Origin of the sequence: Pseudomonas sp. BNK-45, from assembly GCF_047456255.1 — a bacterium.
Lineage (GTDB): Bacteria > Pseudomonadota > Gammaproteobacteria > Pseudomonadales > Pseudomonadaceae > Aquipseudomonas.
In genome coordinates this window covers 6,566,126-6,581,428 of record NZ_CP179909.1, presented here as the reverse complement: position 1 = coordinate 6,581,428, position 15,303 = coordinate 6,566,126, and the positions used below count along the sequence as shown (strand labels likewise).

The following is a 15,303-nucleotide window of genomic DNA, read 5'->3' as shown; positions in this document are numbered from 1 at the left end:
GCTTGTAGCTGCAGCCCCCGGCTGCTCTCACTCGTGGTGCGGCTCGCCGAGGAAGGTCAGGGAGCTGAACAGGCCGCGTGAAGCCACATCCGGGTCGTCCTTGAGCGGCACTTCAAGCTCTGCGGCAATCACGTTCAAGCCTTCATTTCTCACCAACACTTGAGCGCGTCCCTGGGCATCGGTTTCGGTGCTCAGGGTGCTCGGTGCATTGCGGTAGTCGCCGATCAACTTGACCCCAGCCACGGGCTGCCCATCCAGCAGTACCCGCACCGGCAGGCTATTGCCCTGGCCCACGGTCAGCGGGTCGACTTCCGGCAGGATCAGCAGCTTGAGCTGTTCCAGCCTGGGCAGCTTCGCCCCCGCTTGATAGATCGCCAGGCTGTACTTGAAGGTGTGGGTCGAGGCGATGGCCCCCGCAACTTTGCTGCGCCCTTGGTTGACCCAGCGTTTGTCCGCCGTTTGTGCCCACGGACCGTTGTCCAGCGCCACCGCCAGCACCGCCGGTGGCTTGAGTGGTTGCAGGCGCGCATGGTCAGCCAGGCGTTGCACGGTCACTGGAATCATCCTGGCTGCGGCGTCGTAGGCCCAGGCACCACTGATCTTCTGGGCCTTGAAGGCGTCGTCTTCGGCGCCGTGGCCGTAGATCACTTCGATATTGCCGCGGCGCTGTTCGGTCCACAGACCGTGGGCCGAGGCCTGGGTTGTACCCAGGGTGGCGAGCAGGCCCAGCAGGGCGATTGATTTGAGGTTGTGCATGGCGATTTCCGGCTACAGGTTGAGTGTCAGGCTGACGGTGAAGTTGCGCGGCTCGCCGGGCGTGACCCAGTAGTTGCTGTAGGAGCGCTCGTAGTACTTCTCGTCGAACAGGTTGTTCAGGTTCAGGCCCAGGGTCAGGTTGTCGCTGGCCTTGTAATGGGCCAGCAGGTCCAGGGTGCGATAGGCGGGCAACTCGAAGCGGCCTCCGGCCTCGCCGGAGCGATCGCCGACGTAGGTCAGGGCGGCGCCGACGTCCGAGCCTTTGAATCGTCCGTCCTGGAACTCATAGACGCCCAGCAGGCTGCCACTGTGCTTGGCCACGCCGAGTATGCGACTGCCGGTCGGGATCGTCTGGTCGCCCTTGGTCACTTCGGCATCGATCAGCGCATAAGCACCAATCACCCGCACCGCGTCAGTCAACTGGCCGCTCACTTGCATGTCCAAGCCCTGACTGCGGGCCTTGCCCACGGCGCGGCTGAAGTCGCTGCCGGGGTCCAGGGCCAGGACGTTTTCCTTGTCGATGCGGAAGGCGGCGAGGGTGGCGCTCAGACGCTCGTCGAACAGCTCGCTCTTGATCCCCACTTCATAACCGACCCCTTCCTCGGGCTTGAAGGTCTTGCCGGCCGCATCCAGCCCGTTGTTGGGCTTGAACGAGGTGGAGGCGTTGGCGAACAGGCCCACTTGCGGCGTCAGCTGATAGAGCAGGCCGGCACGCTGGGTCAGGGCGTCGTGGCTCTGGCGGCTGCGCTTGCCGTTGGTGTGGTCGTCGATCCGTTGCTCGAAGTGTTCAAGGCGGGCGCCGAGCATGCCTCGCAGGCGATCGGTGAAGATAATCTGGTCCTGCAGGTTGAGGGCCTGGCTTTCGACATGCTCGAAAAAGTCAGTGCCGGAACGTTTGCCGTTGGGCTTGGCCTGGCCGTAGATCGGGTCGTAGATGTCGACAGCGTAGGCGCCGCCGGCGATGGTGGTGACCCGCTCGTTCTTGCGGTAGTTCTCGTATTCGCTGCCGATCAACAGCTCGTGCTGCCAACTGCCGATGTCGAACAGGCCGCGCAGTTCCAGCTGGGTGATGCTGTCGTGCCAGTTGTTGTCGCGCTCGCGGTAGCGCCGGTTGACGGTGTGCTGGTCGGCATTCAACGGGCGGGTTTCCGAGGCGAAGCCCCACAACTTGCCTTCCTTGTAGTGGCTGGCCAGGCGCAGCTTCCAGCTGTCGTTAAGGTGATGTTCCAGGGCGGCCTGGAGCATGTTGTTGTGGTTGTCGATGTTGCCGTCGCTGGGTTCGCCGAGGAAGGTCGAGCGCGAGACGCCGCTCCAGCGGTTGTTGGGGGCGACGATGCCGCGGTCGAAGGTTGAGCTGTGGCGTACGAATTCGCTTTCCACCAGCAGGTTGGTGTCCGGGTTCAACTGCCAGCTGAAGGAGGGGGCGACGAACACCCGGCGACTGTCGACGTGGTCGCGAAAGCTGTGGTTGTCCTCCACCGCCAGGTTGACCCGGGACAGCAGGTCGCCCTCGGCATCCAGCGGGGTGTTGAGGTCCAGGGCGGTGCGGTAGCGGTCCCAGCTGCCGGCACTGGTCTGCAGGGTGGTGAAGGCTTCGGGCTGGGGTTTCTTGGTCACGATGTTCACCGTGCCGCCTGGGTCGCCGCGGCCATAGAGGCTGGCGGCCGGGCCCTTGAGCACTTCGATGCGCTCGATGTTGGCGGCGTCCGGGGTGCTGGGGTAACCGCGGTTGGCGCTGAAGCCGTCCTTGTAGAACTCCGAGGTGGTGAAGCCGCGCACGCTGTATTCATACAGGGTCAGACCGCCGAAGTTGTTCTGCTTGGCGACTCCGCCGGCAAACTCCAGGGCGCGTTCGACATTGTGGCTGCCCAGGTCCTTGAGCACGCTGGCGGGGATCACGCTGACGGACTGCGGGATATCGCGGATTGCCGTATCGGTCTTGGTGGCACTGGCCGAGCGGGTGGCCCGGTAGCCCTTGACCGGACCGGTGGCGGACTCGTACTCGGTGCTGATGCGGGTGGTTTCCAGCTCCAGGGTTTGCGGTTCTTCGGCGAGCAGGGGGTCGGCCAGCAGGCCGAGTGCCAGACCGGCCAGGGGGAGGATTTTTCGGGACGTCATGGGGCTGTTCCAATAGCAGTATTGAAACAATATAACATGACTAATGAGAATGTATGCTGTTAGCCCGGCATTGCCGGGCCCAGCTTTAGTCTTCTTCCTTGACCGGTGCGGGTGGCGGACGCAGGCCGATTTCCGCCGTCAGCTTGAGTTCCTTGCCATTGCGCATCACCAGGATGGCGACTTTTTCCATCGGCTTGATGCGCGCCACCTGATTCATCGAGCGACGGCCGTCGCCGGCCGGCTCGCCGTCGATGCTGAGGATCACGTCACCCAGTTGCATGCCGGCTTTCTGTGCCGGGCCATCGCGGAAGATCCCCGCCACCACGATCCCGGGACGTCCGGCCAGGCCGAAAGACTCCGCCAGTTCCTGAGTCAGCGGTTGCACTTCGATTCCCAGCCAGCCACGGATGACCTGGCCGTGTTCGATGATCGATTTCATCACTTCCATGGCCAGCTTGATCGGAATGGCGAAGCCGATGCCCTGGGAGCCGCCGGACTTGGAGAAGATCGCGGTGTTGATCCCGGTCAGGTTGCCATTGGCGTCCACCAGGGCGCCGCCGGAGTTGCCCGGGTTGATCGCGGCGTCGGTCTGGATGAAATCTTCGTAGTTGTTCAGGCCCAGCTGGTTGCGTCCGGTGGCGCTGATGATGCCCATGGTCACGGTCTGGCCGACTCCGAACGGGTTGCCGATGGCCAGGGCGACGTCGCCGACGCGGACGTTTTCCGAGCGGCCGACGGTGATCGAAGGCAGGTTCTTCAGGTCGATCTTGAGCACTGCCAGATCGGTTTCCGGATCGCTGCCGATGACCCGGGCCAGGGTTTCCCGCCCATCCTTGAGCGCCACTACGATCTGTTCGGCGCCGGAGGTCACGTGGTTGTTGGTCAGCAGGTAACCTTCGGGGCTCATGATCACCCCGGAACCCAGGCTCGACTCCATGCGCTGCTGCTTGGGCAGGTTGTCGCCGAAGAAGCGGCGGAACTGCGGGTCTTCAAACAGTGGGTGGGCCGGCTTGTTGATGACCTTGGTGGTGTACAGGTTGACCACCGCAGGCGCGGCAATCAGCACCGCATCGGCATAGGACACCGGTCCCTGCCGGGTGCTGGTGGTTTGAGGCGCTTGTTGCAGGTTGACGTCCAGGCTGGGCAGGCCGACCCACTGGGGGTAGCGCTGAATAATCAGCAACGCGATGAGCACGCCGGCCAGAAGCGGCCAGCCAAAAAAACGCAGAGCCTTGAGCATTGAGCAAGTCCTGGGTGGTTACGAAGGGCTGCGCACGGCCCATAATGTCGCGCATTATACGAGGCCGCGCGCGCCTCTGAACGGGATATTTAGGAGTCTTTTATGGCCGTTGCCCTGAGCACATTGGTGGAAGAAGCGGACCGTTATCTGGGCAGTTCACGCATTGCCGACTACTGCCCCAATGGCCTGCAGGTCGAAGGGCGCCCGCAGGTGATGCGTATCGTCAGTGGCGTGACCGCCAGCCAGGCCTTGCTGGATGCCGCCGTGGAGGCCAAGGCCGATCTGGTGCTGGTGCATCACGGCTACTTCTGGAAAGGCGAGAACCCCTGCATCACCGGCATGAAGCAGCGTAGGTTGAAAACCCTGCTCAAGCACGACATCAGCCTGTTGGCCTATCACCTGCCCCTGGACCTGCACCCCGAGGTGGGCAACAACGTGCAGTTGGCCCGGCAGTTGGATATCACCGTGGAAGGCCCATTGGACCCGGAGAACCCCAAGGTCGTCGGTCTGGTCGGTTCTCTGGGCGAACCCATGACGGCGCGGGACTTTGCCCGGCGGGTGCAGGAAGCGATGGGCCGTGAACCGCTGCTGATCGAAGGCAGCGAAATGATCCGCCGGGTCGGCTGGTGCACCGGGGGTGGCCAGGGCTACATCGACCAGGCGGTGCAGGCCGGCGTCGACCTGTACCTGAGCGGCGAGGCCTCGGAGCAGACCTTCCACAGTGCCCGGGAAAACGACATCAGCTTCATCGCCGCCGGCCACCACGCCACCGAGCGTTACGGCGTCCAGGCCCTGGGCGACTATCTGGCCCGGCGCTTTGCCCTGGAGCACCTGTTCATCGACTGCCCCAACCCGATCTAACCCCTGCATGGGCCGCCCGGGCAGGCGATTTAGCTGCCTAACCGGGCGGCATATTCATATATCGTTTCGTTCTAGTTGGCTCCCTGATTAGAAGCAGGTCGCTGTGCTAGCATGCCCCGCTCGAACACGGCCCGATGGCCGTCCATAAGAAAGCTTTCGTGAGTAGCCATGGTCGACAAACTGACGCATCTGAAACAGCTGGAGGCGGAAAGCATCCACATCATCCGCGAGGTGGCCGCCGAGTTCGACAACCCGGTGATGCTGTACTCCATCGGTAAAGACTCCGCCGTGATGTTGCATCTGGCCCGCAAGGCGTTCTTCCCCGGCAAGCTGCCGTTCCCGGTGATGCACGTCGATACCCAGTGGAAATTCCAGGAAATGTACAAGTTCCGCGACCGCATGGTCGAAGAACTGGGCCTGGACCTGATCACCCACGTCAACCCGGATGGCGTGGCCCAGGGCATCAACCCGTTCACCCACGGCAGTGCCAAGCACACCGACATCATGAAGACCGAGGGCCTCAAGCAGGCCCTGGACAAACACGGTTTCGACGCCGCGTTCGGCGGTGCCCGCCGCGATGAAGAGAAGTCCCGCGCCAAGGAGCGCGTCTACTCGTTCCGCGACAGCAAGCACCGCTGGGACCCGAAGAACCAGCGTCCCGAGCTGTGGAATGTCTACAACGGCAAGGTCAACAAGGGCGAGTCGATCCGCGTGTTCCCGCTGTCCAACTGGACCGAGCTGGACATCTGGCAGTACATCTACCTGGAAGGCATCCCGATCGTGCCGCTGTACTTCGCCGCCGAGCGTGAAGTGATCGAGAAGAACGGCACCCTGATCATGATCGATGACGAGCGCATCCTCGAGCATCTGTCCGATGAAGAGAAAGCCCGCATCGTCAAGAAGAAAGTGCGTTTCCGTACCCTTGGCTGCTACCCGTTGACGGGCGCGGTGGAGTCCGAGGCCGAGAGCCTGACGGACATCATCCAGGAAATGCTCCTGACGCGAACTTCCGAGCGCCAGGGCCGGGTCATCGACCACGATGGCGCCGGCTCGATGGAAGACAAGAAACGTCAAGGTTATTTCTAAGGGGCTGTCATGTCGCATCAATCTGATTTGATCAGCGAGGACATCCTCGCGTACCTGGGCCAGCACGAACGCAAAGAGCTGCTGCGCTTTCTCACCTGCGGCAACGTCGATGACGGCAAGAGCACCCTGATCGGGCGCCTGCTGCACGACTCGAAGATGATCTACGAAGACCACCTGGAAGCCATCACCCGGGATTCGAAGAAGGTCGGCACCACCGGTGACGACATCGACCTGGCGTTGCTGGTCGATGGCCTGCAGGCCGAGCGCGAGCAGGGCATCACCATCGATGTCGCCTATCGCTATTTCTCCACCGCCAAGCGCAAGTTCATCATTGCCGACACCCCAGGCCATGAGCAGTACACCCGTAACATGGCCACCGGTGCTTCCACCTGTGACCTGGCGATCATCCTGGTGGATGCCCGCTACGGTGTGCAGACCCAGACCCGTCGCCACAGCTTCATCGCCTCGCTGCTGGGCATCAAGCACATCGTCGTCGCCATCAACAAGATGGACCTCAAGAACTTCGATGAAGGCGTGTTCGAGTCGATCAAGGCCGACTACCTGAAGTTTGCCCAGGGCCTGAAGTTGCAGCCCACCAGCCTGCACTTCGTGCCGATGTCGGCGCTCAAGGGCGACAACGTGGTGAACAAGAGCGAGCGTTCGCCCTGGTACACCGGGCAGTCGCTGATGGAAATCCTCGAAACCGTGGAAGTGGCCGGTGACCGCAACTTCACCGACCTGCGTTTCCCGGTGCAATACGTCAACCGTCCGAACCTGAACTTCCGTGGTTTTGCCGGCACCCTGGCCAGCGGCATCGTGCACAAGGGTGACGAAGTCGTGGTGCTGCCGTCGGGCAAGAGCAGCCGGGTCAAGTCCATCGTCACCTTCGAGGGCGAGCTGGAGCAGGCCGGTCCTGGCCAGGCCGTGACCCTGACCATGGAAGACGAGATCGACATCTCCCGCGGCGACCTGCTGGTGCATGCCGACAACGTGCCGCCGGTCACCGACAGCTTCGAAGCCATGCTGGTGTGGATGGCCGAAGAGCCGATGCTGCCGGGCAAAAAATACGACATCAAGCGTGCGACCAGCTACGTGCCGGGCTCGATCGCCAGCATCAACCACAAGGTGGATGTGAACACCCTGGAAGAGGGCGCGGCCAGTGCGCTGCAACTGAACGAGATCGGCAAGGTCAAGATCAGCCTCGACGCACCGATCGCCCTGGATGGCTACGAAAGCAACCGCACCACCGGCGCTTTCATCGTCATCGACCGCTTGACCAACGGCACCGTCGGCGCCGGCATGATCATCGCCCAGCCGGTGGCCCATGGCAGCGCCACCCACCATGGCAAGCTGGCTCATGTGGCCACCGAAGAGCGTGCCCAGCGCTTCGGCCAGCAACCGGCCACCGTGCTGTTCAGCGGCCTGTCGGGCGCCGGCAAGAGCACCCTGGCCTACGCCGTGGAGCGCAAGCTGTTCGACATGGGCCGTGCGGTGTACGTGCTCGATGGCCAGAACCTGCGGCACGACCTGAACAAGGGCCTGCCCCAGGACCGTGCCGGCCGGACCGAGAACTGGCGCCGTGCGGCCCACGTCGCCCGTCAGTTCAACGAAGCCGGCCTGCTGACCCTGGCCGCGTTCGTGGCACCGAGTGCCGAAGGGCGCGAGCAGGCCAAGGACCTGATCGGCAAGGAGCGTCTGCTGACGGTGTATGTCCAGGCATCGCCTGCGGTATGCGCCGAGCGTGATCCGCAAGGCCTGTACGCGGCGGGTGGGGATAACATCCCGGGCGAATCCTTCCCTTACGACGTGCCGCTCAATGCCGATCTGGTGATCGACACCCAGGCGCTGTCGGTGGAAGAGAGCGTCAAGCAGGTGCTGGACCTGCTGCGCAGCCGCGGCGCGATCTAAGCTGTAGCCAAAAGCCCGCAGTCGAGTGATCGGCTGCGGGCTTTTTTGTGCGCTTGAATTAGCCTTCCCCGGCCAGGACGGTACAGCTCCGTAGGAGCTGGCTTGCCAGCGAAGAGGCCCTCAGGGTTTTGCCGGATACTCTCGATGCAGCACTTCCAGCAACGCATCCTTGGCCAGCCACTGCTGGTTGATCCAGCCCTGGAATTCCTGGCGATAGGCCGTGTCCTGTTCGTAGTTCTTGCCAATGAACTGCGGCGGAATCCGTACCTCTTCAAAGCGCACCACCACATCCTTGACCCTGCCGCACAACAGGTCCCAGAAACCGGGCCGGCCAGCGGGGTAGTGCAGGGTCACATCGATGATCGATTGCAGTTGCTCGCCCATGGCGTCCAACACAAAGGCGATACCACCGGCCTTGGGCTTGAGCAGGTAGCGGAACGGCGATTGCTGCTGGGCGTGCTTGGCGTCGGTAAAGCGCGTGCCTTCGACGAAGTTGAAGATGCCCACCGGGTTGTTGCGAAACTTCGCGCAGGTCTTGCGGGTGGTTTCCAGGTCCTTGCCTTTCTTCTCCGGATGCTTTTCCAGGTAGGCCTTGGAGTAGCGCTTCATGAACGGGAAGCCCAGTGCCCACCAGGCCAGGCCAATCACCGGCACCCAGATCAACTCCTGCTTGAGGAAGAACTTCAATGGGCGGATGCGCCGGTTGAACACGTACTGCAGGACCATGATGTCGACCCAGCTCTGGTGGTTGCTGGTGACCAGGTAGGAGTGCTGGTAATCCAGGCCTTGCAGGTCCTGCACATGCCAGCGGGTGCGGCACACCAGCTGCATCCAGGCCTTGTTGTTGCTGATCCAGGCTTCGTGGGTGTGGTTCATCAGCCAGTGAGTCAAGCGCTGGGTGAGGGCGAAGGGCAGGGCCTTGCAGATCGCCACGCAGAACAGGAACGAGCACAGCAGGAGGGTGTTCAGCGCCAGCAGGATCGAGGCAATGATCCCGCGCACGACGGCAGGTAGAAATTCCAGCATTTAGACATCCATGGGTCGGTTGGCGGCTTGAATCGCGGTCAGGGCGATGGTGTAGACGATGTCGTCCACCTGGGCGCCCCGGGGCAGGTCGTTCACGGGTTTGCGCAGGCCTTGCAGCATCGGGCCCAGGCTCACGCAATCGGCGCTGCGCTGCACGGCCTTGTGGGTGGTGTTGCCGGTGTTCAGGTCGGGGAACACGAACACCGTGGCCTTGCCCGCCACCTGGCTGTTGGGCGCCAGTTGTCGGGCGACGTTCTCGTTGGCCGCGGCGTCGTATTGCAGCGGGCCGTCGATCAGCAATGAGCGCTGGGCTTCATGGGCCAGCAGGGTCGCCTCGCGGACTTTCTCCACTTCTTCGCCGCTGGCCGAATCGCCGCTGGAGTAGCTGATCATTGCCACCCGTGGGGTGATGCCGAAGGCCGCCGCCGAATCGGCGCTCTGCAAGGCGATTTCCGCCAGCTCGCTGGCGCTGGGGTGCGGGTTCATCACGCAGTCGCCGTAGACCAGCACCTGCTCGGGGAACAGCATGAAGAACACCGAAGACACCAGGGTGCAGCCCGGGGCGGTCTTGATCAGTTGCAGGGCCGGACGGATGGTGTTGGCGGTGGAGTGGATCACCCCGGATACCAGGCCGTCCACTTCATCCAGGGCCAGCATCACGGTGCCGATCACCACCGGGTCTTCCAGTTGCTGCTCGGCCATGGGCGCGTTGAGGCTCTTGCTCTTGCGCAGGGCAACCATGGGCTCCACGTAGCGCTCGCGGATCAGGTCCGGGTCGAGAATCTCCAGGCCTTCGGGCAACTCGATGCCCTGGGCCCGGGCCACCGCATGAACTTCCTCCGGCTTGGCCAGCAGCACACAACGGGCAATGCCACGGGCCTGGCAGATGGCGGCGGCCTGTACGGTCAGCGGCTCGCTGCCTTCGGGCAGGACGATGCGTTTGTTGGCCTGCTGGGCTCGCTGGATCAACTGGTAGCGGAACACGGCCGGCGACAGGCGCATTTCCCGCGGGGTGCCGCAGCGCTGGTGCAGCCAGTTGGCGTCCAGGTGGCTGGCGACGAAGTCGGTGATGATTTCCGCGCGCTCGCGGTCATCGATGGGGATTTCCTTGTTCAGGCCATTGAGCTGGTTGGCGGTGTCGTAGGACCCGGTGCTGACCGACAGCACCGGCAGGCCGGCGTTCAGGGCGCCACGGCACAGCTCCATGATCCGTGGGTCGGGCAGGGTGTCGCTGGTCAGCAGCAGGCCGGCCAGGGGCACGCCGTTGATGGCCGCCAGGCTCACGGCGAGGATGATGTCGTCGCGGTCCCCTGGCGTCACCACCAGCACGCCGGGCTTGAGCAACTCCACGGTGTTGCGCATGGTGCGGGCGCAAATGATGATCTTGGTCATGCGCCGGCTTTCGTAGTCGCCGGCGTTGAGCACCTGGGCTCCCATCAGCTCCGCTACGTCGCGGGTGCGTGGGGCGTTGAGTTCCGGCTGGAAGGGAATGCACCCCAGCAGGCGGAAGTCGCCGCTGCGCAGCAATGGCGAATGCTCCTTCAAGCGTGCGGAGAAGGCCTCCATGCTTTCATCGGTGCGCACCTTGTTGAGGATCACACCCAGCACTTTCGGGTCCCGCGGGCCGCCGAACAACTGTGCCTGCAGCTCGACCCGGCCGGACAGTTCGGTGAGCACTTCGTTTTCCGGGGCGGACACCAGGATCACCTCGGCATCCAGGCTTTTCGCCAGGTGCAGGTTGACCCGGGCGGCGTAGCTGGCGCTGCGGGTCGGCACCATGCCTTCGACGATCAGCACGTCCTTGCCGATGGCGGCTTGCTGGTAGAGGGTGATGATTTCCTCCAGCAGCTCATCCAGCTGACCGTCGCCGAGCATCCGTTCGACATGGGCCAGGCCCAGGGGTTGTGGCGGTTTCAGACCGTGGGTGCGGGCCACCAGCTCGGTGGAGCGCTCGGGACCGGTATCGCCCGGATGAGGCTGGGCAATGGGTTTGAAAAAGCCGACCTTGAGGCCGGCCCGTTCCAGGGTACGCACCAGCCCGAGGCTGATGGAGGTCAGACCCACACCAAAATCGGTGGGCGCGATAAAAAAAGTTTGCATGCGAATTCTCGGAAGGTGCATGGCAAGGGCGACGGTCTAATGCCGTCTGCCGAATCGTCAGGCGCTAAGGTTATCGCTTCCCGGGGTCTGAGCACACCAGCCACAGGCAAAGGGCTGGCCTATTTTTTCTGCCCGCCGCTGTGGGTCCAGGACCCAGGCCCGGGATTGCCAGGGGGGCTGGTGGCGCAGGTGCTGGGTATGGCCGCAGGACAGCTCCACCACCCAGTGGCCGTCTTCATCCTGATGAAATCCACGAATTGTCGGCCGGCTTTTCCCGTTCCGTTGGTCCGGGTTCCGTTCGCTTTCGAGCGATTGCTTCGCTAAACTTCGACGCTCTTCATTCTTATGCAAAAGGTCCCGCCCCATGCTGATCGCCGCCAATAAGGCTGTCTCCATCGACTATACCCTCACCAATGACGCTGGTGAGGTCATCGACAGCTCTGCCGGCGGCGCCCCGCTGGTTTACCTGCAAGGCGCAGGTAACATCATTCCTGGTCTGGAAAAGGCTCTGGAAGGCAAGCAAGTCGGTGACGAGCTGAACGTTTCCGTAGAACCTGAAGATGCCTACGGCGAATACGCTGCCGAACTGGTCAGCACCCTGAGCCGCAGCATGTTCGAAGGTGTCGACGAGCTGGAAGTGGGCATGCAGTTCCACGCATCCGCTCCGGACGGCCAGATGCAGATCGTGACCATCCGTGACCTGGACGGCGACGACGTGACCGTCGACGGCAACCACCCGCTGGCCGGTCAGCGCCTGAACTTCCAGGTCAAGATCGTTGCCATCCGTGATGCCAGCCAGGAAGAAATCGCTCATGGCCACGTCCATGGCGAAGGTGGCCATCACCACTGATTTTCTGCGCTAAGCTCAAGCGTGCTGGAGAGGCGCCCGAGCAGGCTGTGTGAAAACTACTGCGTTTGGCAATACTGCGTTAAAAACAGGCTCGGAATGCTCATTTAGGCTCCTAAACTCCGCTTCCTCGCCTGTTTTTGCCTTGTCTTGCCTGCACTCGCGACGTTTTCACACAGCCTGCGAGGGCGCCTTTTTAGTCCGCGGCTTTTGGCTGTACTGTCGAGAGGCTGTTTTCTGTAAGAACACAGGAATTTGGAGTTCGTCATGAGTGCTTTTCACGACCTTAAATTGAAAGCCCTGGATGGTCAGGAGCTGCCGCTCGCGCCCTTCAAGGGGCAAGTCGTGCTGGTGGTCAACGTCGCCTCCAAATGTGGTCTGACACCACAATATGCGGCGTTGGAAAATCTCTACCAGCAATACAAGGGCCAGGGGTTCAGCGTACTGGGCCTGCCCTGCAATCAGTTCGCCGGGCAGGAGCCGGGCACCGAGCAGCAGATCCAGGAGTTTTGCAGCCTCAACTACGGGGTGACCTTTCCCCTGAGCAGCAAGCTCGAGGTCAACGGTCCCGAGCGGCATCAGCTGTACCGTTTGCTGGCGGGCGAGGGGGCCGAGTTTCCGGGGGACATCACCTGGAACTTCGAAAAATTCCTCCTGGGCAAGGATGGCCGGGTTCTGGCGCGCTTCTCGCCACGCACCGCGCCGGATGATCCCACCGTGGTCCAGGCTATCGAGAAGGCCTTGAGCTGAAGCGGCCAGCCGGGTGCACCCGCCCGGCCCATTGTTATTGCCTGCCTCGCGCCGCTCTCATGCGGCGTTTTTGCATCTAAATCACTTAAATCAATAATGCTGTGCAGGGCTTTGGGGGATGAATATTATCCCCATCATAAGTGCGCCGGGGCCGGTACCCGGCGCAGTCTTGTGCGTCGAATATCGACTCAAGCCTTTTTGTCGGAGTGCAGCATGCCTGTTCAAGCCTTGTTCAAACCCTTTCAACTCGGCGCGCTGGAGCTGCCGACCCGCGTGGTGATGGCGCCCATGACCCGCTCGTTTTCCCCGGGTGGGGTGCCCAACGCCAAGGTCATCGAGTATTACCGGCGCCGTGCCGCCTCCGGCGTGGGCCTGATCATCACCGAGGGCACCACGGTCGGACACAAGGCCGCCAACGGTTACCCCAACGTGCCGCAGTTTTATGGCGAAGCGGCCCTGGCCGGCTGGAAGAAGGTGGTGGACGCGGTTCATGCCGAGGGCGGCAAGATCGTCCCGCAGCTGTGGCATGTGGGCAATGTGCGGCGCCTGGGCACCGAGCCGGATGCCAGCGTGCCCGGCTACGGCCCCAGTGAGAAGCTCAAGGATGGCAAGGTGGTGGTGCATGGCATGACCCACGAGGACATCCGGGAGGTGATCGCCGCCTTCGCCCAGGCCGCCAAGGATGCCCAGAGCATCGGCATGGATGGCGTGGAAATCCACGGCGCCCACGGTTATCTGGTGGACCAGTTCTTCTGGGAAGGCAGCAACCAGCGCACCGATGAATATGGCGGCGACCTGGCCCAGCGTTCGCGTTTCGCCATCGAGCTGATCCAGGCCGTGCGTGCCGCCGTCGGCCCGGACTTCCCGATCATCCTGCGCTTTTCCCAATGGAAGCAGCAGGACTACAGCGCTCGCCTGGTACAGACTCCGCAAGCCCTGGGCGCATTCCTCAAGCCGCTGGCGGATGCCGGTGTGGATATCTTCCACTGCTCGACCCGGCGCTTCTGGGAGCCGGAGTTCGAAGGTTCGGACCTGAACCTGGCCGGCTGGACCCGCAAGCTCACCGGCAAGCCGACCATCACCGTGGGCAGCGTCGGCCTGGACGGCGAGTTCCTGCAGTTCATGGTCAACACCGACAAGGTGGCGCAGCCGGCCAGTCTGGAAAACCTGCTGCAGCGCTTGAACAACGACGAGTTCGATCTGGTGGCCGTGGGCCGGGCCCTGCTGGTGGATCCGGATTGGGCGCAGAAAGTCCGTGAAGGCCGTGAGCAGGACATTCTGCCGTTCAGCCGCGAAGCCCTGATGACCCTGGTCTAACGTCCGGCTCCGGGCGGCGAGGGGGGCAGCCCTCTCACCGCCTGGAGTGTCTTGACCGTACCTGGCGTTTTTTGCAGCGCCGCTTCGATCATTGCCTCGTAGTCTCCGGCTGGAGCCGGCTGGCAGGCATTGCGCAACTGATCTTCAAACTGTTCGATCACGGCGGGCCACCCTTGGCGGCTGGCGTGTTGCCGGGCATTGAGACGTACCCGGCGCAGGGTTTCGGCTTCCTCCAGCAGCCAGCCGGCAGCCTCACAGAACGCGCCTTCATCCCCGGGCATGGCCAGCACGCCGTTGTAGCCATGGCGGATATGCTGGGCTGCCGCGGCCTGATCGTAAGCCACCACCGCCAAGCCGGACGCCAGGGCTTCCAGCACCACATTGCCGAAGGTTTCGGTCAGGCTGGGAAACAGGAACACATCCCCCGAGGCGTAATGGGCCGCCAGTGCCTCGCCGCGCTGGCTGCCGCAGAACAGGGCTTCGGGCAGGTTTTTTTCCAGGGCGGCACGTTGTGGGCCGTCACCCACCACGATCAACTTCATCCGACGCTGTGGATAACTGGCCTTGAGCTGTTCGAAGCAGCGCTTGAGCAGCCCGAGATTCTTCTCCGGCGCCAGGCGCCCGACATGGATCACCGCCAGGTCGTCGTTGCCCAGGCCCCAATGGCTGCGCAGCTCATTGAGCCGCTTGGCCGGATGGAACAACTGGCTGTCGACGCCTCGGGACAGCAGGGCCAGGCGTTCGAAGTGGCGGCGCTCCAGCTCCAGGCGCTGGCTGACACTGGGCACCAGGGTCAGCTTCGAGCGGTTGTGGAACCAGCGCAGGTAGTGGGTCAGCAGGCGAGTCAGCAAACCCAGGCCGTATTGGCTGGAGTACTGCTGGAAGTTGGTATGGAAGCCGCTGACTACCGAGATCCCCAGGCGCTGGGCGGCCCGCAGTGCAGACAGTCCCAGGGGACCTTCGGTGGCAATGTAGAGCACGTCCGGGCGCTGGCGTTTCCAGCGCCGCAGCAGTTTGTGCATCGACGACTGACCCCATTGCAGCCCCGGATAGCCCGGTAGCGGCCAGCCGCGGCACAGCAGCAGCGCTTCATCGCTGGGCCGACTCTGGTCGCAGCCCTGGCGTGGGCGCACCAGCTCAACCTGATGCCCGCGGGCGCGCAGGCCATCACACAGGCGGCCAAGGGTATTGGCCACGCCATTGATTTCCGGCGGGAAGGTTTCAGTGATGAGGGTGATATGCAGAGCGGTCGTCATGGCCTCAGTGTCGACTGAGGCCATGTCGCCATTGTGAC

13 protein-coding genes are annotated in these 15,303 nt (G+C 63.0%); 6 read left to right on the top strand and 7 right to left on the bottom strand.

Going from position 1 to position 15,303, the window contains the following annotated elements:
• Nucleotides 1-27: 27 nt before the first annotated feature.
• From ACMGG8_RS29910 to algW, 3 genes are all read right to left on the bottom strand, one after another.
• Nucleotides 28-756: a DUF4198 domain-containing protein gene (locus ACMGG8_RS29910; protein WP_414158905.1), complete on the bottom strand. Its 729-nt coding sequence runs from the start codon at nt 754-756 to the stop codon at nt 28-30.
• A 12-nt stretch (nt 757-768) separates the two neighbouring features.
• Nucleotides 769-2,874, bottom strand: coding sequence for a TonB-dependent siderophore receptor (locus ACMGG8_RS29905; protein ID WP_414158904.1), 2,106 nt, complete (start codon nt 2,872-2,874; stop codon nt 769-771).
• An 85-nt stretch (nt 2,875-2,959) separates the two neighbouring features.
• Nucleotides 2,960-4,114 carry a Do family serine endopeptidase AlgW gene (gene algW, locus ACMGG8_RS29900; RefSeq protein ID WP_060837558.1) on the bottom strand — a complete coding sequence of 385 codons (1,155 nt, stop codon included), beginning with the start codon at nt 4,112-4,114 and terminating at the stop codon, nt 2,960-2,962.
• A 102-nt stretch (nt 4,115-4,216) separates the two neighbouring features.
• Here algW and ACMGG8_RS29895 point away from each other — a divergent pair, with 102 nt between their 5' ends.
• From ACMGG8_RS29895 to cysN, 3 genes are all read left to right on the top strand, one after another.
• Nucleotides 4,217-4,975 carry a Nif3-like dinuclear metal center hexameric protein gene (locus ACMGG8_RS29895; RefSeq protein ID WP_019093347.1) on the top strand — a complete coding sequence of 253 codons (759 nt, stop codon included), beginning with the start codon at nt 4,217-4,219 and terminating at the stop codon, nt 4,973-4,975.
• 168 nt (nt 4,976-5,143) lie between these two features.
• Nucleotides 5,144-6,061 carry a sulfate adenylyltransferase subunit CysD gene (cysD, locus tag ACMGG8_RS29890; protein ID WP_011059289.1) on the top strand — a complete coding sequence of 306 codons (918 nt, stop codon included), beginning with the start codon at nt 5,144-5,146 and terminating at the stop codon, nt 6,059-6,061.
• A 9-nt stretch (nt 6,062-6,070) separates the two neighbouring features.
• Nucleotides 6,071-7,969 (top strand): sulfate adenylyltransferase subunit CysN, encoded by a 1,899-nt coding sequence (gene cysN, locus ACMGG8_RS29885; protein WP_060837560.1) that lies wholly within the window; start codon nt 6,071-6,073, stop codon nt 7,967-7,969.
• A gap of 120 nt (nt 7,970-8,089) precedes the next feature.
• On the opposite strand, the gene ACMGG8_RS29880 is transcribed toward cysN, so the two are convergent.
• The 3 genes from ACMGG8_RS29880 to ACMGG8_RS29870 are packed head-to-tail and all read right to left on the bottom strand — an operon-like array spanning nt 8,090 to nt 11,491.
• Nucleotides 8,090-8,995, bottom strand: a complete 906-nt coding sequence (locus ACMGG8_RS29880; protein ID WP_414158903.1) for an acyltransferase — start codon at nt 8,993-8,995, stop codon at nt 8,090-8,092.
• Complete coding sequence (gene pta, locus ACMGG8_RS29875; protein ID WP_060837562.1) at nt 8,996-11,095, bottom strand: phosphate acetyltransferase; 2,100 nt, start codon at nt 11,093-11,095, stop codon at nt 8,996-8,998.
• A 57-nt stretch (nt 11,096-11,152) separates the two neighbouring features.
• On the bottom strand, nt 11,153-11,491 hold the full coding sequence (locus ACMGG8_RS29870) for a DUF3565 domain-containing protein (protein ID WP_414158902.1): 339 nt from the start codon (nt 11,489-11,491) through the stop codon (nt 11,153-11,155).
• Here ACMGG8_RS29870 and ACMGG8_RS29865 point away from each other — a divergent pair.
• The 3 genes from ACMGG8_RS29865 to ACMGG8_RS29855 all read left to right on the top strand — a co-directional run bounded on the left by ACMGG8_RS29865 (nt 11,460) and on the right by ACMGG8_RS29855 (nt 14,009).
• On the top strand, nt 11,460-11,945 hold the full coding sequence (locus tag ACMGG8_RS29865; protein ID WP_016964800.1) for an FKBP-type peptidyl-prolyl cis-trans isomerase: 486 nt from the start codon (nt 11,460-11,462) through the stop codon (nt 11,943-11,945). The genes ACMGG8_RS29870 and ACMGG8_RS29865 overlap by 32 nt on opposite strands.
• A gap of 264 nt (nt 11,946-12,209) precedes the next feature.
• Nucleotides 12,210-12,692 carry a glutathione peroxidase gene (locus ACMGG8_RS29860; protein WP_016964799.1) on the top strand — a complete coding sequence of 161 codons (483 nt, stop codon included), beginning with the start codon at nt 12,210-12,212 and terminating at the stop codon, nt 12,690-12,692.
• 213 nt (nt 12,693-12,905) lie between these two features.
• Entirely contained in the window at nt 12,906-14,009 is a 1,104-nt protein-coding gene (locus ACMGG8_RS29855; protein WP_414158901.1) for an NADH:flavin oxidoreductase, read from the top strand.
• Here ACMGG8_RS29855 and ACMGG8_RS29850 read toward each other — a convergent pair.
• Complete coding sequence (locus tag ACMGG8_RS29850) at nt 14,006-15,289, bottom strand: glycosyltransferase family 4 protein (protein WP_060842500.1); 1,284 nt, start codon at nt 15,287-15,289, stop codon at nt 14,006-14,008. The two genes, ACMGG8_RS29855 and ACMGG8_RS29850, sit on opposite strands and share 4 nt — an antisense overlap.
• Nucleotides 15,290-15,303: the final 14 nt, after the last annotated feature.